Source organism: Paenibacillus sp. NMA1017, from assembly GCF_058895805.1.
The window spans coordinates 163958-188347 of the sequence record NZ_JBZXYR010000003.1 but is presented as its reverse complement, the minus strand read 5'-3'; the positions used below and the strand labels follow the sequence as shown (position 1 = coordinate 188347).

At 45.3% G+C, this 24390-nt stretch carries 23 protein-coding genes and 1 riboswitch; of the genes, 13 read left to right on the top strand and 10 right to left on the bottom strand.

Annotated features, from left to right (window positions below; genetic code table 11):
• Positions 1-67: 67 nt before the first annotated feature.
• A riboswitch (purine riboswitch) is annotated at positions 68-171 on the bottom strand.
• A gap of 352 nt (positions 172-523) precedes the next feature.
• From rhaB to AC5ELV_RS09590, 5 genes are all read left to right on the top strand, one after another.
• Positions 524-2005, top strand: coding sequence for a rhamnulokinase (gene rhaB, locus AC5ELV_RS09610; RefSeq protein ID WP_493430000.1), 1482 nt, complete (start codon positions 524-526; stop codon positions 2003-2005).
• Between the two features lie 12 nt (positions 2006-2017).
• Complete coding sequence (gene rhaA, locus AC5ELV_RS09605; protein ID WP_493429999.1) at positions 2018-3274, top strand: L-rhamnose isomerase; 1257 nt, start codon at positions 2018-2020, stop codon at positions 3272-3274.
• A 52-nt stretch (positions 3275-3326) separates the two neighbouring features.
• Positions 3327-4172 carry a rhamnulose-1-phosphate aldolase gene (rhaD, locus tag AC5ELV_RS09600; protein WP_493429998.1) on the top strand — a complete coding sequence of 282 codons (846 nt, stop codon included), beginning with the start codon at positions 3327-3329 and terminating at the stop codon, positions 4170-4172.
• 198 nt (positions 4173-4370) lie between these two features.
• Positions 4371-5264: a helix-turn-helix domain-containing protein gene (locus AC5ELV_RS09595; protein WP_493429997.1), complete on the top strand. Its 894-nt coding sequence runs from the start codon at positions 4371-4373 to the stop codon at positions 5262-5264.
• 140 nt (positions 5265-5404) lie between these two features.
• Positions 5405-7675 (top strand): GDYXXLXY domain-containing protein, encoded by a 2271-nt coding sequence (locus AC5ELV_RS09590; protein ID WP_493430405.1) that lies wholly within the window; start codon positions 5405-5407, stop codon positions 7673-7675.
• 178 nt (positions 7676-7853) lie between these two features.
• On the opposite strand, the gene mmuM is transcribed toward AC5ELV_RS09590, so the two are convergent.
• Positions 7854-8801 (bottom strand): homocysteine S-methyltransferase, encoded by a 948-nt coding sequence (gene mmuM, locus AC5ELV_RS09585; protein WP_328801268.1) that lies wholly within the window; start codon positions 8799-8801, stop codon positions 7854-7856.
• Between the two features lie 334 nt (positions 8802-9135).
• Between mmuM and AC5ELV_RS09580 the strand changes: the two genes are divergently transcribed.
• Both AC5ELV_RS09580 and AC5ELV_RS09575 read left to right on the top strand, forming a co-directional pair.
• Complete coding sequence (locus AC5ELV_RS09580; protein ID WP_493429996.1) at positions 9136-10191, top strand: AEC family transporter; 1056 nt, start codon at positions 9136-9138, stop codon at positions 10189-10191.
• A 17-nt stretch (positions 10192-10208) separates the two neighbouring features.
• Positions 10209-11228 carry a 2-hydroxyacid dehydrogenase gene (locus AC5ELV_RS09575; RefSeq protein WP_493429995.1) on the top strand — a complete coding sequence of 340 codons (1020 nt, stop codon included), beginning with the start codon at positions 10209-10211 and terminating at the stop codon, positions 11226-11228.
• Positions 11229-11280: 52 nt separating this feature from the next.
• On the opposite strand, the gene AC5ELV_RS09570 is transcribed toward AC5ELV_RS09575, so the two are convergent.
• The 5 genes from AC5ELV_RS09570 to rlmN all read right to left on the bottom strand — a co-directional run bounded on the left by AC5ELV_RS09570 (position 11281) and on the right by rlmN (position 16806).
• On the bottom strand, positions 11281-12018 hold the full coding sequence (locus AC5ELV_RS09570) for a response regulator (RefSeq protein WP_493429994.1): 738 nt from the start codon (positions 12016-12018) through the stop codon (positions 11281-11283).
• Complete coding sequence (locus tag AC5ELV_RS09565) at positions 12015-13664, bottom strand: ATP-binding protein (RefSeq protein ID WP_493429993.1); 1650 nt, start codon at positions 13662-13664, stop codon at positions 12015-12017. The genes AC5ELV_RS09570 and AC5ELV_RS09565 overlap by 4 nt, the downstream gene beginning before the upstream one ends.
• 290 nt (positions 13665-13954) lie before the next feature.
• Positions 13955-14887: a dihydroorotate dehydrogenase gene (locus AC5ELV_RS09560; RefSeq protein WP_493429992.1), complete on the bottom strand. Its 933-nt coding sequence runs from the start codon at positions 14885-14887 to the stop codon at positions 13955-13957.
• Positions 14868-15569, bottom strand: coding sequence for a dihydroorotate dehydrogenase electron transfer subunit (locus AC5ELV_RS09555; RefSeq protein ID WP_493429991.1), 702 nt, complete (start codon positions 15567-15569; stop codon positions 14868-14870). The genes AC5ELV_RS09560 and AC5ELV_RS09555 overlap by 20 nt, the downstream gene beginning before the upstream one ends.
• Positions 15570-15708: 139 nt before the next feature.
• A complete protein-coding gene (gene rlmN / locus AC5ELV_RS09550) occupies positions 15709-16806 on the bottom strand; it encodes a dual-specificity RNA methyltransferase RlmN (RefSeq protein WP_493429990.1) in 1098 nt (365 codons plus the stop codon).
• Positions 16807-17056: 250 nt separating this feature from the next.
• Here rlmN and AC5ELV_RS09545 point away from each other — a divergent pair, with 250 nt between their 5' ends.
• Both AC5ELV_RS09545 and AC5ELV_RS09540 read left to right on the top strand, forming a co-directional pair.
• A complete protein-coding gene (locus AC5ELV_RS09545; RefSeq protein ID WP_493429989.1) occupies positions 17057-17926 on the top strand; it encodes an AraC family transcriptional regulator in 870 nt (289 codons plus the stop codon).
• Between the two features lie 134 nt (positions 17927-18060).
• Positions 18061-18417, top strand: a complete 357-nt coding sequence (locus AC5ELV_RS09540; protein WP_493429988.1) for a VOC family protein — start codon at positions 18061-18063, stop codon at positions 18415-18417.
• Between the two features lie 105 nt (positions 18418-18522).
• On the opposite strand, the gene AC5ELV_RS09535 is transcribed toward AC5ELV_RS09540, so the two are convergent.
• Both AC5ELV_RS09535 and AC5ELV_RS09530 read right to left on the bottom strand, forming a co-directional pair.
• Positions 18523-18954, bottom strand: coding sequence for an Rrf2 family transcriptional regulator (locus tag AC5ELV_RS09535; RefSeq protein WP_493429987.1), 432 nt, complete (start codon positions 18952-18954; stop codon positions 18523-18525).
• A gap of 360 nt (positions 18955-19314) precedes the next feature.
• Positions 19315-20046 carry a YheC/YheD family protein gene (locus tag AC5ELV_RS09530; protein WP_493429986.1) on the bottom strand — a complete coding sequence of 244 codons (732 nt, stop codon included), beginning with the start codon at positions 20044-20046 and terminating at the stop codon, positions 19315-19317.
• 279 nt (positions 20047-20325) lie between these two features.
• Here AC5ELV_RS09530 and AC5ELV_RS09525 point away from each other — a divergent pair, with 279 nt between their 5' ends.
• The 4 genes from AC5ELV_RS09525 to AC5ELV_RS09510 all read left to right on the top strand — a co-directional run bounded on the left by AC5ELV_RS09525 (position 20326) and on the right by AC5ELV_RS09510 (position 22925).
• Positions 20326-20871, top strand: coding sequence for a glutathione peroxidase (locus tag AC5ELV_RS09525; RefSeq protein WP_493429985.1), 546 nt, complete (start codon positions 20326-20328; stop codon positions 20869-20871).
• Positions 20872-21002: 131 nt separating this feature from the next.
• Entirely contained in the window at positions 21003-21581 is a 579-nt protein-coding gene (locus AC5ELV_RS09520; protein WP_493429984.1) for a TetR/AcrR family transcriptional regulator, read from the top strand.
• A gap of 30 nt (positions 21582-21611) precedes the next feature.
• Positions 21612-22352, top strand: coding sequence for an SDR family oxidoreductase (locus tag AC5ELV_RS09515; protein WP_493429983.1), 741 nt, complete (start codon positions 21612-21614; stop codon positions 22350-22352).
• A gap of 36 nt (positions 22353-22388) precedes the next feature.
• Positions 22389-22925, top strand: coding sequence for a Crp/Fnr family transcriptional regulator (locus AC5ELV_RS09510; RefSeq protein WP_307350795.1), 537 nt, complete (start codon positions 22389-22391; stop codon positions 22923-22925).
• On the opposite strand, the gene AC5ELV_RS09505 is transcribed toward AC5ELV_RS09510, so the two are convergent.
• Together AC5ELV_RS09505 and AC5ELV_RS09500 are read right to left on the bottom strand one after the other, a co-directional pair.
• Positions 22858-23379 (bottom strand): DinB family protein, encoded by a 522-nt coding sequence (locus tag AC5ELV_RS09505; RefSeq protein WP_493429982.1) that lies wholly within the window; start codon positions 23377-23379, stop codon positions 22858-22860. The genes AC5ELV_RS09510 and AC5ELV_RS09505 overlap by 68 nt on opposite strands.
• Positions 23380-23445: 66 nt before the next feature.
• On the bottom strand, positions 23446-24390 hold the full coding sequence (locus AC5ELV_RS09500; RefSeq protein WP_493429981.1) for a helix-turn-helix transcriptional regulator: 945 nt from the start codon (positions 24388-24390) through the stop codon (positions 23446-23448).

Sequence of the window (24390 nt, the reverse complement as noted above, 5' to 3'; positions counted from 1 at the left end):
GAAGCCTGTCCTTGGGGTTGTAATCCCTGACGGATTGGCGCACAAATAAATGCCCGCATTCATCCGAAGCCGATGCGCTATCACTCATAGTCGGACGATTACAGTGGTCATCCGGTAGAAACTTTTGGGCCATATCCCCAATATTATACGAGTCATATGAAATTGATATCTTGTATACTACACCCTCTGGCGGGCGGTTTCAAGACTATTTTTCATACAGACAGCGGCATTTGGAGAACCTTCCACAATTGGAATATCGTAAAATCACATCGACCTTTGTTCAAAGTATATATATGAGGATTTTGCAAAAACATTGATTATAGAAAACAGATGTTAAAAAATAAAAATACATACAAAACAACATTTAATTTTAGTTATAATTTTAAAAACAAAAATAAACCCACAAATTTTACTTCCGTTTATGTTGACTACAAAGAAAAACAGAAGTAGTATGGAGTTAGTTAAGAAAACAAAAGGCAGACTTCCAGGCTGCCAGTATTTTATCCATGCAAGGAGATTGGATATGAATAATTATCTTGCTGTTGATATTGGAGCTTCAAGCGGAAGGCTCGTAAGTGCAACTCTGCAAGGTAACCAGCTACACTTGCAAGAGCTCCACCGTTTCAACAACTCCTTTACCGAAAAAGACGGACACGATTACTGGAATATCGACGAACTATTGAATGAGATTATTCAGGGCTTGCAAAAAGCTAAACAAAATGGGATTCATTCCTGTACGCTCGGCATTGATACATGGGCTGTAGATTACGTACTGCTTGATCAGAAAGGTAACCGTATTCATGAGGTATACGCTTACCGGGATGCACGTACCCTCCATGCACCCGACAGGCTGCACCAGCTCATCAGTCGAGAGACTGTGTATGAGAAAACAGGCATTCAGGAATTAAACTTTAATACCCTGTATCAACTGTTCGTCCATGATCGGGAACAACTTGCCCAGGCGGATAAAATATTGATGGTCCCTGATTATCTGTACTATCGCCTGACAGGCATCATGATCAATGAAATGACGAATGCGTCCACGATGCAGCTTCTCAACGTGAACACCCGAGAGTTTGATGAAGACCTGCTGTCCCTGCTCCAACTGCGACGCAATCAGTTTTCAGAGCTTGCCGAGCCTGGACGGGTTCTGGGTTCTCTTTTGCCAGAGCTTGTTCAAAAATACGATCTTCCGGACTGTCAAATCATTCTTGCGCCTACTCACGATACTGCATCGGCTGTTGCAGGTGTTCCGTCACAGCGGGAAGAATCTTGGGCTTATATTAGCAGCGGAACGTGGTCACTACTGGGAATGGAACGATCCGAAGCCTTGAATACCAAGGCAGCCATGCAGGCGAACTACACGAATGAGTGGGGCGCTTACGGTACGTACCGTTTTCTGAAAAACATTATGGGATTGTGGATGATTCAGGAGGTTAGGAGAGAGGGCGGTTCCGCATATAGCTTTGCTGAATTGGCCGAACTGGCTTCAGCAGAGACACCATTTGACAGTCTCGTCCTCTGTAACCAGTCGTCCTTCTTAAACCCGGATAGTATGACCCTTGAAATCCAGCGATTCTGCGAAGAAACGGGCCAGCCCATCCCCAGAACGCCGGGTTCACTCGCCCGCTGTATTTTCGACAGTCTGGCCTTAAGCTACCGCGATGCCTTACACGAACTGCAACGTTTAACAGACGAAACGATTACCAGATTGCACATTGTCGGCGGAGGCGCTAACAACGAATTACTATGTCAGCTAACAGCCGACCTCTTGGGGATTGAGGTTCAGGCAGGTCCTTCCGAATCTACAGCCATCGGCAATATTGTCGTGCAATTAATCAGCTCTGGTGCTCTTGAGGATCTCAAAGCTGCTGGCCGAACCATTGCCCGCTCCTTTCCGACTCGGCTATATGAGCCGCAAGCGTTGAAAGGCATGCAAGAACTTCTGGATCGTTGGGAGCGCCTCAAAATACAAGCAACAACCTCTATTCAGATATCTCAATAAAGGAGCAAAGCCATGAACGAAGCTATTGAAGCCAGTTATAACGAAGCGAAAAAGCTGTATGCCCGCCACGGTATTCAAGTGGACGACATTTTACGGAAGCTTTCACAAATCAAAATATCACTGCACTGCTGGCAGGGAGATGATGTTCAGGGATTTCTGTTCAAAGACAAACAGCTTAGCGGGGGGATTGCCGTAACGGGCAGCTACCCGGGCAGAGCAGGCACACCGCATGAGCTGCGTCAGGATTTAGAAAAAGCCTTATCACTCATTCCGGGTAAACATAAGGTCAATCTGCACGCAATCTATGCGGACACCACAGAACAAGTGGATTTGGATCAACTGGAGCCACGTCATTTTCAGAACTGGGTAGACTGGGCCAAACAGCAAGGGCTCGGGCTTGATTTTAATCCAACTCTGTTCTCCCATCCCAAAGCGGAAGACGGCTTCACACTGAGTCACAAGGATACGGAAATCCGCGATTTCTGGATCACACACTGCAAAAAATCACGCAGGATTGCAGAGCATTTTGGCAAAGAACTCGGTCAGCCCTGTGTCACAAACCACTGGATGCCGGATGGCTATAAAGATACTCCAGTTGATCGGTTGGCTCCAAGAGAACGTCTGCGTGATGCGCTGGACGAAATTTTCAGCGAGGAAATCAGCGAGGAATACAACATCGATGCGGTTGAAAGCAAGCTGTTCGGCATTGGCTCGGAAAGCTATGTCGTAGGCTCACATGAATTCTATATGGGTTACGCCCTGACACGCGGTAAATCTATCTGTCTCGACGCTGGTCACTTCCATCCAACCGAAGTCATTTCGAACAAACTGTCCTCTGTGCTGATGTTCACCGATCAATTATTGCTCCATGTCAGCAGACCGGTTCGCTGGGACAGTGATCATGTCGTGACGATGGACGACGAATTGCTGGACATCGCCCGTGAGCTGGTTCGCGGCGATTTGCTTTCCCGAACCCATATCGGTCTTGATTTCTTCGATGGAAGTATCAACCATGTGGCAGCATGGGTCATCGGAACACGCAACACGATCAAAGCGCTGCTTCGCGCTATGCTCGAACCAATTGAAGCATTAAAGCAGGCGGAAGAGGAACGGGACTTCACCACTCGTCTTGCTCTAGTCGAAGAGTTCAAATCGTATCCGTTTGGTGCCATATGGGATTACTATTGCGCTCAAAACGGCGTTCCTGTTCGTGAGGAATGGCTGGCCGAAGTAAAAAACTATGAACAACATGTACTGTTGAAACGGTAACTACTGCACTGATCATGCTTATATTCATATCATACAAAGGGAGAGATTATCCATGACTACTGTGCTGGAGAATCAAAAAGAACGCAAATCGGGACTGGATATCCCATTTGTTCGCGAGATGGCGGAAATTACACAAAACATGTGGAAATTCGGCTGGGATGAACGCAATGGAGGTAATGTAAGCTATATTCTGGATGAAGCTGAGGTTGCAAAATATATAGATATTCATCAGGTCATTCGGACGATTAAACCGGCTTTCCCGGTGAATGAACTGGCTGGTAAATATTTTATCGTCACCGGGTCAGGAAAATATTTCAAAAATGTAATTGCAGATCCAGAAGCTAATTTAGGGGTCCTTCGTGTCTCCCAGGATGGCGAGCAGTTGGAAGTCTTGTGGGGCCTCAAGCATGACGCGGTACCTACCAGTGAGTTGCCTTCTCATTTTATGAGCCACATTGAGCGCTTGAAGATCGACCCTAACCATCGTGTTGTGATTCATAATCATGCCACCCATGTTATTGCCATGACCTTCATTCATAGTCTAGACGAAAACCAATTCACCAAAACACTGTGGGAAATGTGTACCGAATGTATTGTCGTCTTTCCAGACGGTATCGGTGTAATCCCTTGGATGGTACCAGGTTCCAGCGAAATCGGCCGCGAAACAGCTAAAAAAATGAAGGATCATCACGCTGTGTTATGGCCTCATCATGGCATTTTCGGAACGGGCAGCTCCATTGATGAAGCGTTTGGCCTCATTGAGACCATTGAAAAAGCGGCGCAAATTTACATGCTCATTGCTCACCATGATGTTCAGCAACGGATTACAGATCAGGAATTGGCCGAGCTGGCCAAAGCCTTCAACGTTACTCCAAAAGAAGGAATCCTGAACGTATAAATGTAGGCTAACCTCCATCTCGTAATACAGAACTTAAAAGGCTCCATGGCTCGTCTCAAACTGACCATGGAGCCTTTGGCATACCTAGTTTTAATTATATAACCCTTAATTCCAATGAATTAACTTGTAATTATGCTTTCCTTTATATACAATAAAATCAAAATTCCCTTATCTCCACCAAAGGAGAGGTGACAAGTTATGAAAAGAGTAAAAAATGAAGATCACTTCGACATCGTGGAAGACCATTATTTCACTGCTACCGAACTGGAAAAATCCAGCGCCATTTGGCCAGTCAGACTGGGTATGGATATTTCGAAAACAAGCTGCCATGTCGGTCCCAAGGCTGTTCCTTATTTTTATTTAATTTTTGTACTTGAAGGTCAGGCTGAGTTTATTTATAAACAACAGAAGTACCGTGTCCAAAAGTCTGATTTATTCTGTTTTTTTCCGCATGTTGCCCATGAATATTACACCGATCACGAGCACCCGTTGCAAAAGGTATGGATTGCCTTTGAGGGACCCAAATCCCTCGCCCTACTGGAGCGGATCGGAATTAATCCCTCTACGCCATTTATGGCTAACGCAGTGAGCGAGGAAATCCTCGAACTTATCTCCAACCTGTTTTCAATCGTACACGACAACAACAGACAGGGCAGCGATCTGGCCCGCTTGATTACACTGCACCAGATCTTCGAGGAGTTGTCCCGCAACACATCTGACGTACTGCGCAACTTTGTATGCTCTGATTATTGGCTCCAGCAGGGGAAAGATTACATTGAAATGCATTATTGTGACCGTGTTACGATCGAGCAAATTGCCGAGCATGTAGGTGTGGACCGTGCGCATTTTTCACGTAAGTTCCATTCCACCTTCCTCATCTCTCCCGCCAAGTATTTGCAAAACCTCAAGATTAACGAAGCCAAAAGATTACTCGAGCAGACGACTTACAATTTGTCGATCATAGCCCAGTCCATCGGCTATACCGATATGTCCACCTTTTCCAAGGCATTTAAGAAAACAGCAGGCATTCCACCGCGTGAGTATCGCTTCCGACATCAGTCCCGGCAAGAGATTCGTACCGTCAACGCTTAGTTGGAATCCAGTAACGTTAAAGATAGCCGCCATATACGGTGGCTATCTTTTTTTATGACCTGATCCTAATTTGTACTTGGTTCTGAGCCCTTTCAACGCTATAATAGGCATCAAACCAACAGGAAAGGTACGTGAAATCCATGCTGCGATTCAATGCGATACGTACGGGCTATCTGCTGGGCATCTCACTGATACTGGCCGCAATTATTTATTTTTTCGCCTCCAATTGGGGCGGACTGGATCGGACATTCAAGATTGTACTTGCTGCTGCGCTTATTGTTCTGTTCTATGGCTTGTCTTTTGTATTTGCACGGATACGTGCTGTTCCTGGCCAACAAGCTTTTCTATCTAATATGTTTTTGGTGGCTGGCTGTATAGCCTTTGGCGTTTCCGTGGCATTGCTCGGCCAAATTTATAATTCCCATGCGGACAGCTACGGATTGTTTTTCATTTGGTCGGTGCCGGCTCTGCTACTTAGCTGGATCACTCGCTACAATCCCTTTTATATGCTGTCTTATGTATTGATTCAACTTGGTTTGTGGCTTTATTTTTACCCTACGATGCAAAGTGTGCCTTATAGCGAACTCCGATCATTGTCCATTGCCGGAGTGTTCGCACTGGTCAATCTGGTGTTGTTTCTATTGACGTTCCTTCATCGTATACGCTCTGCTCCACTACAATATATGAGCTTTACTGTTTTTCATATAGCCATGTTAGCGATGACCAACTCTTTTGCATTTGATGGGTATGGGCTGGTCATGAATATACCGCATATCGCTGTGATTGCTTTAGGATTTTATATATTTATCAAGGTGCGGCTGAATAAAACGCTACTGACCTTGAATGCATTGGCGCTCTCAGCGTTTGCTGTCTTTAAATTTATAGAACTGGCGGAGGCGTACTCCTCATCTCTGTTTTTTGTTTTTGGTTTGATTTTTGTGGCGCTGCTGCTGACGGGTAACGTATGGTTTTTCCGTTATTTGAATCGTTTGGGGAAAACACCGCCGGAAGCAGGGACAACAGACATCAGTACATCAAAGACTGAGACGACTGTTCCCGAGGAACATGGCAGTGAATGGATCAGCAAAACTGTATCCCGTGTAATCAAAGTGGTTGGAGTGCTGATCGGAAGTATATCTCTCATCGGATTGATTATGATTAGCACGAATGTAAACCACACCGAATATGTACTGTTGGTTGTGTCGTTGCTGCTTATGATTTTGATGATTGTCATACCGGAATCCAAGCTGGATTCGGTAATACGTTATACACTGCTGACCATCAGCTATATTACAGGCTTGGCAGCCATTCTATGGTCAGATCAGTCGCTGCTTTCGGTATTATTTCTGATCGTTTCCATCGCTGGATGGTTTCGCTCCAAGGGGAAAAGGCAGTTGTTTTTTGCCTACACCTTTGTAAACCTGAATCTGGCGACCATTTTATTTCAGCAGTATCAGGAGTGGGATGGTTGGAACTGGACCTATAAGTTCATCATCTTCTCTCTTTTCATCGTCAATGCTGTGTTATATGGGGTAAGTTACTTTATATTGAAGACGGAGTTAAAAGAACATCTGCGGAATAGCTCATTATTTTTCAGCTTGCTGTTCCTGTTTTGGGCGACGTTTTTCGAGGATGTCGTTCCACACTCTTATATGTTCATTAACATTTTTTATTTTGTTATCGTTACCGGGATGGTCTTTGCCTTTGCCCGTGTGAAACAAAAATCGGAGGCCATCATGAGCGTTGTCTTCTGGTTTATTTTTATCGGCTTCAAATATTATGATTTATTGTGGACGCTACTGTATAAATCTTTTACGCTGGCGCTACTGGGGATCATTGCACTCGGCTTGACTTGGTGGGCGGATCGGCGAATGGCCCATAGCGGCAAAGCAGCATTCGATGCCGACCACCGCAGCTTTAGCTTTATGCGCTTAAGCCCGTTACTCATTGCCATTGTCATCGTGCTACAGCTGGGAATCATCGGCTATCAGACGGCGAGAAGTGAAACCTTGCTCGCCACAGGTGCTTCCATTAAGCTCAAACTGGCGCCTATAGACCCGCGCTCCCTGCTGCAAGGCGATTATGTGGCGCTGAATTACGACATATCTACCCCGCCTTCCAAGAACCCCCTTCAGGAGGAGGAATGGAGCCGAGGCAAGGTCAAAGTCGTTCTCACACCAGATAGCCAAGGAGTATACGTCGCAGATCGCCTATATCAAGATGGTGAAAAACTTGCCAGTCATGAGGTCATTCTAAATGGACAATGGTATGGTTCTCGTATTCAGTACGGTATTGAGAATTATTTCATCCCTGAGGGAACCGGACGTACTGTAGAACAGAACGCACATTTTGCCCATATTCGGGTGAGCCGCAATGGGGACGCACTGCTGGAACGTTTGGCAGAAAGCTGACCAGATCGGCGCAGGGAGTCAACGAGGCAGAGTCCAAAAGATTTATCATTACAACAAGCAGGCTGAACCAAGCTGCTCCATTACTGGAGCACAACTTGGTTCAGCCTGCTTGTCTTTTTCGGGCCATCCAGTTGCCTCTTATAGATAATCTTTATCCCTACGCTACGCTTGTCCCCGTTTATACATCTCTCGTCCATGATGCGATTTCCTCAATATCCTGCGGCTGAGTCCGGCAACAACCGCCAATCAGACGAGCTCCCGCTTCATACCATTGGCGGGCACTTTGTCCGAACGTCTCTGTACAAGTGCTGCCGTGCCATGTCTTGGTGACTGGGTCATATTCCTCCCCCAGATTGGGATATACCACCACAGGCTTATCCGTGTGACTGCGGATTTCGTGAATAAGCGATGGAACGAATTTCGGCAAAGTGCAATTGATCCCTACAGCGGCCACTTGCTCATGCCCATTCAGCCACTCAGCACATGCAGCGGCAGACTCACCATTGCTGATATGCTGTCCATCCTTTGCGCTAAAGCTGATCCAGGCATACGTGCCGGGGAATTCCTTCAGCAATCGGGCGATGGCCTTGGCTTCAACCAGACAAGGTATCGTTTCACATGCTAAAATATCTGCACCCGCCTCAATCAGGGCTTTCATACGCGGCCTGTGAAACTCCACAAGCTGTTCCTCGCTCAGCTTGTAATCGCCGCGATACTCTGATCCATCTGCCAAAAACGCCCCGTAAGGGCCAACGGAGGCCGCGACTAGCGGCTTGGGACGATGTCGCTGACTTGCAGTAGCCGTCACGTCAGCCCAAAACTCATCTCGTGCCTGCACAGCAATCCGCACCGATGATTGAATCAGCTCCAGCGCCTCATTTTCGCTTAGCCCTCGTTTAACATAGCCTTCAACGGTAGCCTGATAGCTCGCAGTAATCGCACAGTCTGCCCCAGCCTCAAAATAATCTCTATGTACACGCTTGATCGACTCCGGGTGCTCATGGAGGATTTTAGCTGACCATAAGCTATCGTTCAGATCATGTCCATGACGCTCCAGCTCGGTCGCCATTGCGCCGTCCAGCACGATCAGCTGAAATTCGTCCAGTATATGTTGTATCGGATTCATGTGGCCCCTCCTGCTCGTCTTTTCTATTTAACCCACTAATCAAGTGGGTTTTAATGATTTACATTATAGCACGAATGTTGATGGGCACTCACAAAGCCAAGAAATAATCATTCCGTGAAGACGTCCCCTCTCGTATCATTTACCATCTGATGTAACGTATAAATTTTTTAAATTAGTTTCATAAGTTAAATTAATTAGATATTGTTCTTTTTTTCACAAAGTCATTTTACTATAAAAGTGCAAACCAACACTTTGGCCAAAAGATCAGGGAATTGCATCGTCACATTCTGCATCGTCATTTATGTGAAAAAAGGTACAAGAGAGGGTTTTATCTATGTCTTTACTAGAAATGATTACAGCGACCTTAACAGATAACAAAATTCTCAGTTCTATCGCTTCCACCGTTTTTATTATCCTTCTTGGTTTCTTTTGCCGCAAGAAGGGGATTTTTAACGCAGCAGTAGGAAAGATGTTATCGAAGGTTGTTCTAACCGTGGCTCTACCAGCGCTAGCCTTTAATTCTTTCATGCAGGATATCAATCCTACAATGTTAAAACAAGGAATGAATGTTTTAATATGGGGAGTTCTAATTTATATTATTCTCATCTTTATATCTAAACCGTTCTTCCTGAGCTACAACAAGGATAAACAGGATGTTTTGCGGGTGTTAACCATTTTCGGTTCTACTACTTTCTTCGGAATTCCAATTGTCGGAGCCATTTACGGCCCTACCGGAGTGATGTACAGTTCCATTTTTAACATAGGGTACCGCATTTTCTTATACTCCTATGGCTATATCAAAATGAGCGGCTTGAAAATGGAGCTTAAAAATCTCAAAACCATGTTTATGAATCCAATCGTTATCGCCACGTTTCTAGGCTTGTTTGTTTGGTTGTTTCAAGGTTATTTGCCGCAGATGAGTGTAGCTACAGAGGATGGGGCCATTCAGCAGTTCGCCTTTCTAAGAATTGATCAAACCGCTGTCTGGCTGTTCAAGCCCATGACCTACCTTGCTGGACTAGCTTCTCCATTAGCCTGGTTATCGATTGGCTCGACATTGGGGGAGATCAGCTTCAAGTCGGCAGCTACGGATAAGACCTCTTGGTATTACAGCATCGTTAAGGTTTGGCTTGTACCTATTGTTAACATCGTCTTGCTGGCTTTGTTGACTGTATCTCATATTCTGTCAGTCGATTCAGTCGCTTTAGCTACTATTGTCATCATGATGGCTACTCCTACAGCTACCGTAGCCGCAGCCTATGCCATCAGTTTTGATAAGGAAGCCATATTAACTTCCAATGCATCGCTTCTATCTACTATCACTTCTGTCGTCATGATTCCAGTGTGGATCATTACGCTCAATGTCATTGATAAAATTGGAATTTTCTAAATCAGGGGGAAAACAACATGTTAAAAATCATTTGCTATGGTGTCCGTTCTTATGAGAAACCCTATTTCCAGGATCTCAATAAATATAACTTCCAACTAACGCTGGTAGAAGAGTTGTTAACCACCAGCAATGCAGAATTGGCGCAGCATCACGATGCCGTTTTGCTAAGAGGAAACTGTGCTGCCAATCGGGAAAATATCACAAAATTCAATGAATACGGCATTCGATATGTCTTCACCAGAACAGTCGGAATCAACCACATTGATTTGGATGCCTGCAGCGAATTCGGAATGAAAGTAGCACGCGTGCCATCCTACTCTCCGAATGCCATCGCCGAGCTCTCCCTAACCTTAGCAATGATGCTGTTCCGACACACCGCTTATATGACTACCAAAAGCTCGTTCAAAAATTTTATTGTGGATGAGCATACATTCAGCAAAGAGATCCATAACTGTAAAGTTGGGATTATCGGGGTTGGTCGCATTGGTCTGACGGAGGCCAAATTGTTTAAAGGATTGGGAGCCTCTGTTATTGGTTATGATGTGTACCAATCAGACGCGGCCAAGGAAGTCATTCCATTCACAACCTTGGATGAATTACTAGCAGAGAGTGATGTCGTTAGTGTGCACGTTCCTTATCTGCCGGGACAGAACGACAAAATGATTAACGCCAGCTTTTTAGCAAAAATGAAAAAGAGATCTATTCTTATCAATACCTCACGTGGAGAATTACAAGATAACCAAGCCATTTTGGACTCTTTGCTCAGTAACCATCTGGAAGGCTTCGCTACGGATGTCTTCCCTAAAGAAGATGAATTATTCTTCAGAGCATTTGAACCATGGCAAATGCTCCCGGACCCAACAATCCAGAAGCTTGTGGAGCTGTATCCAAGAGTTTTGGTAACGCCTCATGCTGGTTCGAATACCGTTACAGCGTTATCCAACATGATTGAAACCAGCTACGACAACTTCCATGATATCGTTACAACTCATTCTTCGGATAACCTGGTCCCACTTCCTATCCTCTCTATGAAATAATTAGGAAGCTCGGTACTCTTGTTGAACAAAAAAAGGAACCGCTATTTCCAGATTACAATGGAAATGGCGGTTCTTTTATATCAGGATTCAATTGATAGAGCATTAGCGGCCTGCCAACCTTGTGGTATTCTATCGATTCAACGAGAAAGCCATCGTCCACCAGGAACTGAATATATTTTTTTACCGTGATACGGGACAAGTTCACTTCTCTGGCTAACGTTTCAACCGAGAAGGGTCCGTCCAGCTCTTGAATACTCTTCAGTATTGTGGTCATGGTCAGTTTGGACAAATTTTTAGACAGGTTTTTCGATAGATTATGCGGTGGGTGTTCAACAGGTTTTTTCTTTTCCACACCCACATGCTCTTCTTTATTAAAATAATGGTCAATAACAGCTTGATTAATTCCGTTCCCTTCCTCCATCACCGTGGCCAGACGCTGGATTTTCTCAACAGCCAGTCTAAAGCGTTCGAATGTGAAGGGCTTAATTAAATAGTCTGCAACACCATAAAAAACAGCTTCCTTCACCGTCTGAATATCTTTTGCAGCCGTAATTAAAATAACTGAAGCATGATACTGATGCTCCTGCATATGTGATAATAAAGTTAATCCGCTTTTTCCAGGTAAATAAACGTCCAGTAATACTAGATCCGGTGCCCATTTTTGAAGGCAGTCCTGTGCTTTCTTGACGGTATCTGCCTTACATACGACGTCCAAATTGTCCATGCGCTCGATAAACTGTTGATTGAGCTCAGCAACCATCGGATCATCCTCAACAATTAGAACCTTCATTCATTTGTCACCTCCAATGTACAGGGCAACTCTACATATATACTTGTTCCCAGACCCGGTTGGCTATCAAGCTCAATGATTCCTTGATGATTTTCCACCATGGTTTTAACCAGATTCAAGCCGTAGCCTCTGTCTTCTCCTTTGGTTGAAAAGCCATGCTCGAATATTCTTTTTTGCATCTCAAAATCAATCCCCAACCCATTATCTTTCACTTTTAAAATGAATACATTTCCCTCACACTCATAGTTCAATTTCAGTTCAATTTTGCCAGGTTCTTTTTTTTGTAAGATGGAGTCTATGGCGTTGTCAAAAAAATTACCCAGGATGTGTATGACATCATGAACAATATCCTGCATCTCCACATTAGAGACATTCGAGCTTTCTGCAAGAAGAACTGAAATATTCTGTTCGCGTGCTTCGTTGATTTTACCCATAATAAAACCTGCTAATGCCGGAACTTTAATTCTCTCAGTCAGAAAGCCTACCTCATCTTGATACCGGTGATTTAACTGCTGAATATATTGACTGACCTCCGCATATTTCCTCATTTCAATCAGCCCGGATATTACGTGCATTTTGTTCATAAATTCATGGGTCTGTCCGCGAAGGGAGTTAATATAATATTTTGTACCACTTAACTGGTTGCTAAGATGAATCATCTCGGATTGGTCGCGCAGCGTTGCAACTGCCCCAAAAAACTCATTTTCAATATATATAGGGGTTACTGTAGCAATGACCTCTATACCATTCACATAAAATGAGCGATCCTTGATTTTCTTTTTATCATCAAACACTCTCTTGAAGAGCACGTTATAAAAGTTGGTATCTAGCTGCTCGCCAATCGGAGCTTTCATCTCTTGGTTTGCCAGTTGATACTTGGCCTGAGCTTCTTTGTTCATGAGCATAATTTTCTTGTCAGCCGAAATGGCTATAATTCCTTCAGCGACCTCATTTTCAATAATTTCTTTTTCGCGCAATCGTGTTGCTATCTCTTGCGGCTCAAGCCCAAATAAAATCGTTTTAATTTTCTGAGCCAGAATGATCGCGCCTAGAACTCCACTAAAGAGCCCCAGCATCAGCCCCCCAAAAATGGTATACTGCGCCTGCATCAAATCATGATTTAGGGTTCTCATGGTCAGCCCTACACATACAATGCCAATGACCTCATGCTGTTGATTAAATATCGGCGTAAAATATCGGTAACCTTTGCCCAAAATACCTATATTCTCAGAAAAATGTCCCTGACCGGATAGCGCTCTTCTGGCATCATTCAAATCCGAGAACGGTTTGCCGACCATCGTTGCATTCGGATGAGATAGCCGAATTAAATCGTGGTTCAGAATGACAACAAAATCCACATTAACATTATGCATGACTCCAATTGAGTAGTCTTGGATCTGCTTCACAGGAACTCCCTGCTCGACATTACGAATAACATCGTTGTCACTGGCAACCATCTTGGCAACACCCGAAAGTTTTTCCTTCGTATTATCAAAATGCTTGTTAATCACGAAATTACGAATGAGAAGCAAGGATATAATTAAGGAGATAATGATAACTAAAACAACCAAAATAATAATCATGAATTGTAGCGAAACTTTGAATTGTCGTCTCGGTTTCGACTTACTTTTTGACCGCAACCCCATCACCTAGCTTTTTTGTTAAGCTCTCCATTAGGAAGAAGAGCCTATCTCTAACCCTATATTCCCTTGATATTCGACATCGTTTGACAATTTCCTTTTTATTTTGCAAGCCATTCATCGGCTGTAATATCAAATTTCGTTCATCTTGAACAAGTGCGATATTACTCCTAGTTGAAGCTTGGCTATTTCAGTAAAATAAATAAAACCGACTTGTCTTTAAAAGACAAGCCGGCTTTATATCAGGATTTTGCAAAATCCTCATATGAATTAGTGTATGCAAACTGGTTCCAAATTCACAAAATTCCCCGTATCTCATCCAATGACTGCACCTTTTCCCGCTGCATCCATTGTTCAAGGCCATGTACCAGCTCGGCCCCTGCATGTAAATGGACAAAATTGTACGTTCCCACCTGAATTGCAGCGGCCCCTGCCATGGTGAATTCAATAATATCCTCCACAGAGCTTATGCCGCCCATCCCGATCACCGGAATCGACACCGCCTGTGCCACCTGATGAACCATGCGCAAAGCAATCGGTTTAATGGCCGGACCGGAAAGACCCGCATACGTGTTGGCGAAGACACTGCGACGCCGGCGTATATCTATTTTCATTGCAGAAAATGTATTGATCAGCGAAACTCCGTCTGCGCCTTCTTCCTCGCACATAACCGCCATCTGCGTGATGTTCTCTGCGTTTGGAGACAGTTTGACGACTAACGGAATCGCCGTCACATTGCGCACCTGACGCACAACCTCCCGCGCTACCTCCGTCTGGATACCAAATTGCATTCCACCCTGCTTCACATTTGGACATGAAATGTTCAATTCCAGCATATCAACGCCTCTGCGGTTCATCGTGCGTCGTTTTTGCGCGTTTTCCGTAATCATCGTTACGGCCTGAACATATTCCTCCAGATTGGAACCGCCTACGTTGGCAATAACAGCCGTGTTCCATTGAGTCATATCATCCAGCTCATCCTTCAAAAAGGCGGCAACACCCGGATTCTCCAGCCCCACACTATTGAGCATGCCGGATGCTGTCTCATGTATTCGTGATCCTGTATTCCCAGCCTTCGGATGAAGGGTCAGTCCCTTGCCGACGATACCGCCCAATAATTCAGGAGAATAAAATTCCGCATACTCACGTCCGAATCCAAACGTACCGGAAGCCATGATGATCGGGTTCTTGAACGGTACACCCGCAATATTACACGCCATGGAGATCATCGAACTCCACCTCCTCCACCGGGAATACTGGCCCTTCTTTACATACCCTCCGATTGCCTCCACGGGTACGCATCGTACAGCCCAAACATGCGCCAATACCACAGGCCATGTGTCTTTCAGTTGAAATATATAAACGGGACGACGTATCCACCGTTTTCATGGCAAGTGCTTGCAACATGGGAGTTGGCCCGCAGGAGAACATATTCGCATAGAGCGTTGGATCGACCTGTTCGACGATGCTTCCCCCTACCTTGACCTGCACAGATGCCGCCACAGCTTCGAACGCTTCAACCCCGAAGGCTTGCTGTGCAAACCCCAAATAAACGTGCGCATGCGGGTAATACTTTGCAGCCAACAGCAACGGAGCTGTGCCCATGCCACCGCCGATTAAAGCCAAACTACCCTCTACCTGCGGAAAACCGTTTCCGAAAGGTCCTTCTAACTGAATTTCCTGACCAGGCTGTAATTGGGAAAACAAATTTGTCCCCTCTCCAACAACCCGATACAAAAAGGAAATACTCTCTTCCCCGATATCATAAATGCTGATGGGTCTGGGCAACAGTGGGTAACCTGTCCCGCTGCGCAACATGTAAAACTGCCCTATGTCCCCTTTAAACTTTCCCTCTATTTTCATCACATAGATGCCCGGAACGAGCGCCACATTCGAAATTACGTTAGCCATATAACCCCTCCACTAACCACTCACTATAACGTAAAAACAGCAACTATTACGTGACTATTTTCACATTTACGGGCAACGTTTCGCCCTGCGGCTCGTGATATAAAAAAGCGTACTCCTGTTAGAGAGTACGCTTGTGTATTTAACTAATGGCTTCGCGCTCCGCATTGCGGCTACCCTTGGCATCCTTGCGGATTTGCTTGCTACGTAGCTGTCCGCAGGCTGCGTCAATATCGACTCCATGCTCCAGCCGAACACTACAGCTAATGCCTTGTTTTTTCAGAACATCATAGAAGCCAGTAATCGACTCCGACTCACTCCGCTGGTATTGGCTATGCTCATCCACTGGATTGTACGGAATGAGGTTGACATTGGCCAGATTACGACGATGGCCCACCAGATCAGCCAGTTCGAGCGCGTGCTCCTTACCATCATTAACATCCTTCAGCAAGATGTACTCCAGCGTAATCCGACGATTTGTTTTGTCCAAATAATAATCAATCGCCTGCATGAGTTTCTCAATCGGAATCGCCCGGTTGATCTTCATAATGCGAGTACGAATCTCATTATTCGGGGCGTGGAGGGAGATCGCCAGATTGACATGCAGGTCCGAATCTGCAAATTCAATGATTTTATCAGCCAATCCACTTGTGGAAACGGTAATATGCCGCGGCCCAATCGCTAGCCCTTTGTGGTCCTTAATGACCCGAATGAAATCGGACAGGTTCACGAAGTTATCAAACGGTTCGCCAATTCCCATCACAACAACATGACTGACCTGGTCGCCCGGGCGTTCCTGATCCAGATACAGCTGGACCTTCATAATTTGTCCTACGATTTCACCACTGGAAAGGTCACGGCTCTTCTTCAACAGCCCACTTGCACAGAAGCTACATCCAATGTTGCAGCCCACCTGCGTCGTCACACATACAGATAGCCCAAACTTGTGCCGCATCAGTACCGTCTCTATCAAATTACCATCCTGCAAGCGGAACAAGAACTTGACCGTCCCGTCTGCTGACTGTTGCTTCACGTGTTCTTCAAGTGTTTCAATGGAAAAGTGCTCTGCCAACAGGCGAGTACAATCCTCATGAACCTCTGCCATCGCTGCAAAATCAGTAACCCGCTTCCGGTACAATGCGTCCCATACCTGCAATGCCCGGGATTTCTTATGTCCATGCTCGATGAGCCATGCTGTCAATTGATCTAGCGTTAATCCATAAATGGATTCTTTTTTCATGTTCGATCCTCTTTTCAAAACATTCAAATTCGTCTTCCTCTATATAAAACTAAGCACGTACCATTCGTCTCAACCATCATTGCATCATAGCATGTTTAAGCAATCTGCGCTATTTAAACGCCTCTTTCATTGTCCCAAATTTTAATTATGAACACAAGGGGGCAGGCACATTGTTTTTCCTGTTCAATAAGAGCACGCAAAGACAGGATTACAGATACTCCTAATGATATGATTACAACTAAGGAAGGTGATGCGGTTGGAATGGTTGCTTCGGATCAAGAACGCACTGGATCTGATGGAAGAGAGAATGCAGCAGCCCCTCGATATCGATGAAATTGCAAAGGCAGCCTATTCGTCTCCTTTCCACTTTCAGCGTATGTTTCATATGCTAACCGGCGTCACGGTAGCAGAATATGTGCGCAAACGTCGATTGACCTTGGCTGCTCAGGAATTGAGTCTTTCTTCCGCCAAGGTGCTGGATGTAGCGTTCAAATACGGATATGATTCCCCCGAATCTTTTTCTAAAGCGTTCCGCAAGGTACACGGCATTTCTCCCTCTGAGGCCAGAAGCCCTGGGGTGAACCTGAAAGCCTTTCCACGCATCACCTTCCATCTATCGTTGAAGGGAGATCAGGAAATGGATTACAAAATTGTAGAGAAAGCGGCCTTTACGGTCATTGGCAAGTCCATTCAAGTTACCACTAAGAACGGTGATAATCTTCGAGAAATCCCAAAATTCTGGAACGAACTGAATGCGGATGGTACATCGGATCAGATTCATACCTTGGGAACAGGCGACGATATACTCGGTATTTGTTTGGATTTCAAGCATGGGGAAGAGAAATTCACGTACCTGATTGCCGCAGAAGGCAGCGAGGACGTAGCCGCTTCCAACGGATTAGAAGCCAGAACCATTCCAGCTGCAACGTGGGCTGTGTTTACATCTATCGGCCCTATGCCTCATTCGATCCAAAAGGTATGGCAAAGAATTTTTCAGGAATGGTTCCCGGCCAGCAATTATGAGCATTCAGGCGGCCCGGAACTGGAAGTGTATACGATGGGAGATTCACATGCCGAAGACTATCGAAGTGAAGTTTGGATTCCGATTAAGAAAAAGTAAACAAACGAACCGGCTGCTAAGGGCAGTCGGTTTTCTGCTTGACATCGCACCTTCATTGTAACTATTATTGTTATAACCGTATTAGTTATAATAATATTATAAGGTATTATACAACTCAATTGGAGGATGAAATTATGAACATTACAGATCATTTTATTCCTGTATTTGCTAGAAATATGGAGTCGGCTGTAGCCCACTACGAAAAAATAACAGGCAAGCCGTCGGACAGACAATGGGCTATCCCCGAAGCCGAGCTACAATTAGCCACGGTCTACCCCTATGTCATCGTTTCAGGAACGGAGCAAGCCCTAGAGCTTGCCAAAAATCTGCGTTCTGTCGTGTATGTGGACTCCATGACAGAGCTTAAAGCCATCCTGGCCGCAGAAAACGTCTCAATAGTAAGGGACCAGCACGGTCCTGTGGGGCCGAGTATTTTTGTAGAGCACCCGGACGGCACTTTTATTGAATATGTTGAACCACGCCGCCAATAACCACACTATAAAACAATATAAAATAACAGATCAGCCTGAATTCGGCTCTTGATGAGAATCGAATTCAGGCTGAAAAATGACGTATATCAGGGCGTCTTCTGCTCATTAGCTGCCCTCTTTTTGCTGAAGTCTGGCAACAATCTGTCCTAACGTAACGGAAGCAAGCCTTCCCTCCAGCGCCAGCTGTGCCTGCACCATCTCAGGATGCAATACCTCTTCTATATGCTTCCCTACCGAGCATTCGGGGTCGGGATCTTTATGAAACCTGAACAGGTCGCCATGGTCTGTCGATTCAACGGCTTTATAAATGTCCAGAAGTGTGATTTGCGCTGGCTCTTTTAATAGAGAAGCCCCACCGACACCTGCTTTGACTTGAATAAATCCGTTCTTTTTTAATTGAGCAATGATTTTGCGTATGATAACAGGATTACTGTTGACGCTTTTGGCAATGTAATCGCCTGTACATAACGATGGACGTAAAGCAATCATGGACAGGGTATGCACCGCTATTGAGAATCTGCTGCTAATTTGTTTCATGGAATCACCCTCTTTGTTGTAATCAGTATAGTTCCAACGAAACGGGGGCGTCAATGCTTCACGTTAGCTTGCAATCCCATCCATCTGCTTGAACCTCCCCTTTTTCTGTAAAGAAACGTAATGCCCGCTGATTGCCGGGACTTGATCCAGGACTACGAGCTATATATCTGCCTGCTTCTCAAAAGGATTAAAATCAAACTATGTAGTTTGTCAGCAGCCGGGCCGGGATTTTTATAAAAACTAAAACGCACTTATCCTTACAGCTTGTTAAAACAGAACCAGCCTCACACTTTATTTCTTTATTTTCGTGTTCGACTGGTTTTTAATTTTGGGGTTGCGACGCGCTTGAACCGCTTTATACTAATGCCTTTTAATCAGACGTTTGTTTCTCAAAATGTTGCGAATCATCTTGTGATTGGGGAGCTGCCTGAACAACATATGTCCGGGATGCGGATTGGCCTCGATAATCCAAATTTGACCGCTCTTCTCAATAGCAAGATCGATGCCCAGCTCGCGAACCGGATGATTTTTATCTATCGTGTCGGCAATAATTCTAGAAAGCTCGGTGATCTGGTCCAGAATCTCTTTCATTTTTGTTCTGTCATTTTTAAAGACCCTTAAAAGTACTTTGGACAACGGCGCCGCATGTCCTCCCTTCCGATAGTTGGTAACGACTTTTCGAGGTGCAGCGACACGGCCGGTTATTCCTGAAATGACCCATTCCGATTCCGGCTTCTGCATATACACTCTGGCATCAAAAATCGAACCTTTGTACTTGGCTAGCTTAAGTCCCTGCTGTACCAAATAACGACGATGAGGTCTCCGATAGGTTCTAACTGCTCTTCTTACGGCGTGGGATCTAACGATTCTTCGACTGGAGCCACAACGAACCTCATATTTCCTCCCCAGCTTTTTCGCACGTATGATGCCAGTCCCTCCACTCCCATAATTAGGCTTGATGAAGACTGTGCGATAGGTATCCAGCATCCGTAAAGTCCTTGCATTACTAATCCAGCGGGTTTCGGGCAGGTGAGAACGTAAAATGGGATGTTGTTGCATTTCCTTGTATTGAATCATCTTTCCAATGGGCACGAATATCCCTCGATTCTGTTGGGTTTTTGCACACACTACATGAATATGCATCTATATTCTATCTTGGTAACGGCGAATGCCACAGTTTGCTATGAAGAGGCAAATCTCCTACTTTCTCTAGGTGGAGTCTTCTTTGGTTTCAAGAGAGAGATGGACAATGTGTCTTTACATAACGGGATTATTGTAAATACCTATAAAGTTGATTCCAATAATATATTAGACCAATAACAATTCTGGATATATGATGTATTAAAAAATACCGTGAGGAGGAACGTTAACATGTCTATTTATGATTTTCAAGCAACCTCAATTAACGGGGAACCGATTGAACTCTCAGACTATAGAGGTAAGATTCTCCTTATTGTAAACACAGCCAGCAAGTGTAGCTTCTCCAGTCAATTCACTGATCTGCAAAAGCTCTACGAAAAACGGAGGGAACAAGGTTTTGAAATCCTTGCGTTTCCTTGTAACCAATTCAATGAAAAAGAGCCGGGTAGCCATTCGGAGGTTCAAGGATTCTGTCAAATTAACCATGGAGTAACCTTCCCGCTATTTGAAAAGACGGATGTCAGAGGCTCATCTCCTCATCCTTTATTTCAATATCTGACCCAACAGGCACCGTTTCAAGGCTTCGATATCCAGACCAAAGACGGTCAATGGATGGAGGATTTCCTGCGGGATAAGTATCCAGAAATATACGCTGGCGACGGTATCAAGTGGAACTTTTCAAAATTCTTGGTCGATCGCGATGGCCATGTAAAAGGAAGGTTTGAAGTAACAACCGAGCCCTGTGCCATTGATCCTGTCATCGAATCGCTATTGTAATTTTCCGTTCACTTCTTTGGATTCTTTAAAAAAAGAGTATCAAATGACAAAAATGAATATTTGTCATTTGATACTCTTTGTGTTATCCTGACTTCAAGGAGGTGACTCACACGGCACTTGACCGTGTCCCTATGGAAAAATCCTCAGATGTGCTAACCAAGGAACAGATTCTCATCGCTACAGAAGACACACTTAGACGTTTTGGTGTAGCCAAAACCTCCGTGACCGATGTTGCCAAAGTATTGGGAGTAAGTCATGGCACCATTTACCGACACTTTAAAAGTAAAGCCGAGCTTCTTGAAGGCGTAACCGAAAAATGGCTGAATGAAAAGATTATTAGCCCGTTAACGGAGGTCTGTCAGAATTCATCTATATTGGGAACCCCACATTTAAGACGATATATACAGACCTTGGTCGAACTTAAGCAGTATTATGCCCGCGACGACGAGGAAATGTTTGAGATGTATACGAGGGTCACCGAGCAAGCCGCTGACTTAATCGACCAGCATATCGCCCACATTGTGGATCAGCTCGCTGACATCATTGCACGCGGGGGTATCACATCGGATCAGCCAGCCCAACTGGCGCGTACCCTTTTCTATGCCACAGCCCGTTTTCATCATCCTGCTCATGCTTACGAATGGAAGAGTCCTGTGATTAATCAGGAGTTTTCGGATGTATGGATGCTTTTAGAAAAAGGAATCACTTAAAATAGATATGGAAAGAAGGACAAAACACATATGAAGCATTTGGACGGAAAAACAGCAATTATCACCGGTTCCTCTAGAGGGATTGGACGTGCCATTGCCGAGCAACTGGCTGATCTGGGCGCTAATGTAGTCATCAATTATGCCAGCAGTCCGGACAAAGCCCAAGAAGTCGTGGAGAGCATTGTTCAAAAAGGCGGCAAAGCCATAGCGCTTCACGCTGATCTGAGCAAAATGGGTGACATTGAAGCATTATTTACAAATACGATTGCTGAATTCGGTAAAGTGGATATTCTGGTTAACAACGCTGGGCTGATGATCACCCAACCTCTGGCTGAGGTAACCGAAGCTGATTTTGACAAACAATTCACACTGAATGTAAAGGGCACCTTCTTTGCCTGTCAGCTAGCCATGAAATATATGGAGAACTTCGGAAGAATCGTGAACCTGTCCACATCCGTGATCGGACAAATGTTCCCGGCCTATAGCGTATACGCAGGTACCAAGGGTGCAGTGGAGCAATTTACCCGTCAGCTAGCCAAGGAGTTCGGAAGCAAGCAAATTACGATCAACGCCGTGGCTCCCGGTCCTGTGAACACCGAGCTTTTCCAAGCAGGAAAAACCGAGCAGCAAATCGAAGGCATGAAAAAAATGAATGCTATGGGTCGACTCGGGGAACCGGAAGATATCGCAGATGTGATTGAATTCCTGGTCAGCGCCAAATCACAGTGGGTTACCGGGCAGACGATCCGCGTCAATGGCGGGTTCATCTAAAAAGCTGGAATACATGGAATGGAGGTTATTACGTTCATGATGTTACACAAAGGCGAGACCTTATTTCGACAAGGAGAATCCGGCCCTTTATATCACCTAAAGAGCGGCTTGTTAAAAATTGTCCGAGTCCATGAAGACGGCTCGCAAATTTTAGTTAATGTGATTGTGCCCGATGAAATCATCCCGCACCACTCCCTGATCAGCCCCAATCCTTATTATGGTACAGCAATAGCGCTGGTCACCTCTGAGGTTGAGGTTCTATCACAAAAAGAGTGGTATCAGGCGCTGGAGCAAGATCCGACTCAATGTCGGGCTATCGCTTTACAGCTACAGGATAAGTTGCGCATGATGCAGCAACGAATTGACCAGCTCACCGAGGTGTCACCTGCCGAGAAGCTTCGGAAGCTCCAACGCTGGTTCCACTCCTACATCGCACCCGCCACGTTAACGGACGTGCTGACGCAGGAGGAAATCGGCCAGTTTATTGGGCTGCGTCGGGAGACGATTAATCGGCTATTGCGTGCTTCAAGCGCTCCTTCTGCAAAAGATGATGACGATAATGCATCTCGATGAGCGAAAACCACTCTCCAGCATTCAACGCGCCGAATCTGGGATGAGAGACGGTAGACGGCCCTGTTGATTTCCCAACGATCGGCTCAATCTCTCTCATTTTACGGATCACAACATTTAAACCCTCCACAATTTCTTCTTTGCTCGTCGGTTGTGGGGGAGTATACTGCGGAGATGGTGGCACTTGGATACGTATGGGCGGAAACCCTCCTAGATTAAAAACGGCCGTACCCGCCTCTGTTTTAACTCCTGTCTCCCCATTAGGCTGTAGACAAACATCAATGTTCTTCAGATGCATATACAGAGCAGAGTTCACCAAATGAAGATACATTTGTCCAAGCGACCATTGGTCCTCCTGTGGTGTGTACTGCAATTGCTCCAAGCTAAAGCTGTCCAATTCAAGAAGATAGTGTTGTGCCGTTTCTTCAAAACGCTGCAATATTTCGGTTGTATTCATATATTAGTAACTGCCCCCTCTATTAAAGTAGCTTTACTATACAAAAATGCTACTGACAGCATTATGTCAGTAGCGTTTCAACATTTTTTCCACTTCCGCACGTATCCGCTCCCGGAGCGACTCAGGCTCCAGCACAACCATATCCGCGCCCCATCCAAGTATCCATTGCAGTAATTCCTCCGGCTGTCTGACGCGGAAGAGTACATGCAATCCATCTGCACGCTCCTCTATAGCCTCCATATAAAAGTTGTTCGCTTCCTTCACCTTATCTGCGATATCGGAACGTGCTAGTATGCGAACAGTTACATGGCGGTCATCGGTTTGCTTGTAATCCTGCAAATGAAAATCGACAGGCAACTGAAACCTGTCCTCCAGCACGATAAGCTCGTCCATACGTGACAGACGGAAATGGCGGAGCTGCTGCCGCAATTCACATTGCCCGATTAACACCCACGAACCACGAAGCAATACCAGACCATAGGGAGCAACCACACGCACACTTTGACGATTCCCGTCAGCCTCTGGCATTCTTTTGGAGTAACCAAACTGTACCATTCGTTTTTCCAATACAGCAAGACGCAGCGTTTCCAAGTAGGTTTTCTCTCTATGGTTTGCCCCTTCACCCACAGCGAGCAATCTCATGGTCGTACGCACCCGGGAAACTTCCCTGCGGACGCTCTCCGGTAAAATAGCTTCAATCTTCCTGCGGGAGGTTTGCGCCTTGATACCATAGTCTGTATCAAATTTTTGTTCGATAAAATCCGTCCCGATTAGCAACGCCACAGCCTCTTCTGCGGTAAAGCTCACTGGGGGCAGGAAATACCCCTCCATCAAGGAATATCCAATGCCCGGTGCTCCTACAATCGGTACGCCCGATTCGCTTAGAGCCTGAATATCCCGATAGATGGTTCTCACACTCGTTTCGAATATAGCTGCCAAATCCTCGGCTCGTAAAATATCCTTACGCTGCAACTCTAGCAAGATCGCTAGCAAACGATCTGTTTTGTTCAT

Coding starts and splice junctions, on each gene's coding strand:
- AC5ELV_RS09565 (WP_493429993.1), bottom strand. CDS start 13,664: ATGGGGTTGCGGTCAAAAAGTAAGTCGAAACCGAGACGACAATTCAAA.
- AC5ELV_RS09515 (WP_493429983.1), top strand. CDS start 21,612: ATGAAGCATTTGGACGGAAAAACAGCAATTATCACCGGTTCCTCTAGA.
- AC5ELV_RS09520 (WP_493429984.1), top strand. CDS start 21,003: ATGGAAAAATCCTCAGATGTGCTAACCAAGGAACAGATTCTCATCGCT.
- AC5ELV_RS09525 (WP_493429985.1), top strand. CDS start 20,326: ATGTCTATTTATGATTTTCAAGCAACCTCAATTAACGGGGAACCGATT.
- mmuM (WP_328801268.1), bottom strand. CDS start 8,801: ATGAATCCGATACAACATATACTGGACGAATTTCAGCTGATCGTGCTG.
- AC5ELV_RS09590 (WP_493430405.1), top strand. CDS start 5,405: ATGCTGCGATTCAATGCGATACGTACGGGCTATCTGCTGGGCATCTCA.
- AC5ELV_RS09580 (WP_493429996.1), top strand. CDS start 9,136: ATGTCTTTACTAGAAATGATTACAGCGACCTTAACAGATAACAAAATT.
- AC5ELV_RS09575 (WP_493429995.1), top strand. CDS start 10,209: ATGTTAAAAATCATTTGCTATGGTGTCCGTTCTTATGAGAAACCCTAT.
- AC5ELV_RS09570 (WP_493429994.1), bottom strand. CDS start 12,018: ATGAAGGTTCTAATTGTTGAGGATGATCCGATGGTTGCTGAGCTCAAT.
- AC5ELV_RS09560 (WP_493429992.1), bottom strand. CDS start 14,887: ATGATCTCCATGGCGTGTAATATTGCGGGTGTACCGTTCAAGAACCCG.
- rhaA (WP_493429999.1), top strand. CDS start 2,018: ATGAACGAAGCTATTGAAGCCAGTTATAACGAAGCGAAAAAGCTGTAT.
- AC5ELV_RS09535 (WP_493429987.1), bottom strand. CDS start 18,954: ATGAAACAAATTAGCAGCAGATTCTCAATAGCGGTGCATACCCTGTCC.
- AC5ELV_RS09505 (WP_493429982.1), bottom strand. CDS start 23,379: ATGAATACAACCGAAATATTGCAGCGTTTTGAAGAAACGGCACAACAC.
- AC5ELV_RS09540 (WP_493429988.1), top strand. CDS start 18,061: ATGAACATTACAGATCATTTTATTCCTGTATTTGCTAGAAATATGGAG.
- AC5ELV_RS09500 (WP_493429981.1), bottom strand. CDS start 24,390: ATGAACAAAACAGATCGTTTGCTAGCGATCTTGCTAGAGTTGCAGCGT.
- AC5ELV_RS09595 (WP_493429997.1), top strand. CDS start 4,371: ATGAAAAGAGTAAAAAATGAAGATCACTTCGACATCGTGGAAGACCAT.
- rhaD (WP_493429998.1), top strand. CDS start 3,327: ATGACTACTGTGCTGGAGAATCAAAAAGAACGCAAATCGGGACTGGAT.
- rhaB (WP_493430000.1), top strand. CDS start 524: ATGAATAATTATCTTGCTGTTGATATTGGAGCTTCAAGCGGAAGGCTC.
- rlmN (WP_493429990.1), bottom strand. CDS start 16,806: ATGAAAAAAGAATCCATTTATGGATTAACGCTAGATCAATTGACAGCA.
- AC5ELV_RS09510 (WP_307350795.1), top strand. CDS start 22,389: ATGATGTTACACAAAGGCGAGACCTTATTTCGACAAGGAGAATCCGGC.
- AC5ELV_RS09555 (WP_493429991.1), bottom strand. CDS start 15,569: ATGGCTAACGTAATTTCGAATGTGGCGCTCGTTCCGGGCATCTATGTG.
- AC5ELV_RS09545 (WP_493429989.1), top strand. CDS start 17,057: ATGCGGTTGGAATGGTTGCTTCGGATCAAGAACGCACTGGATCTGATG.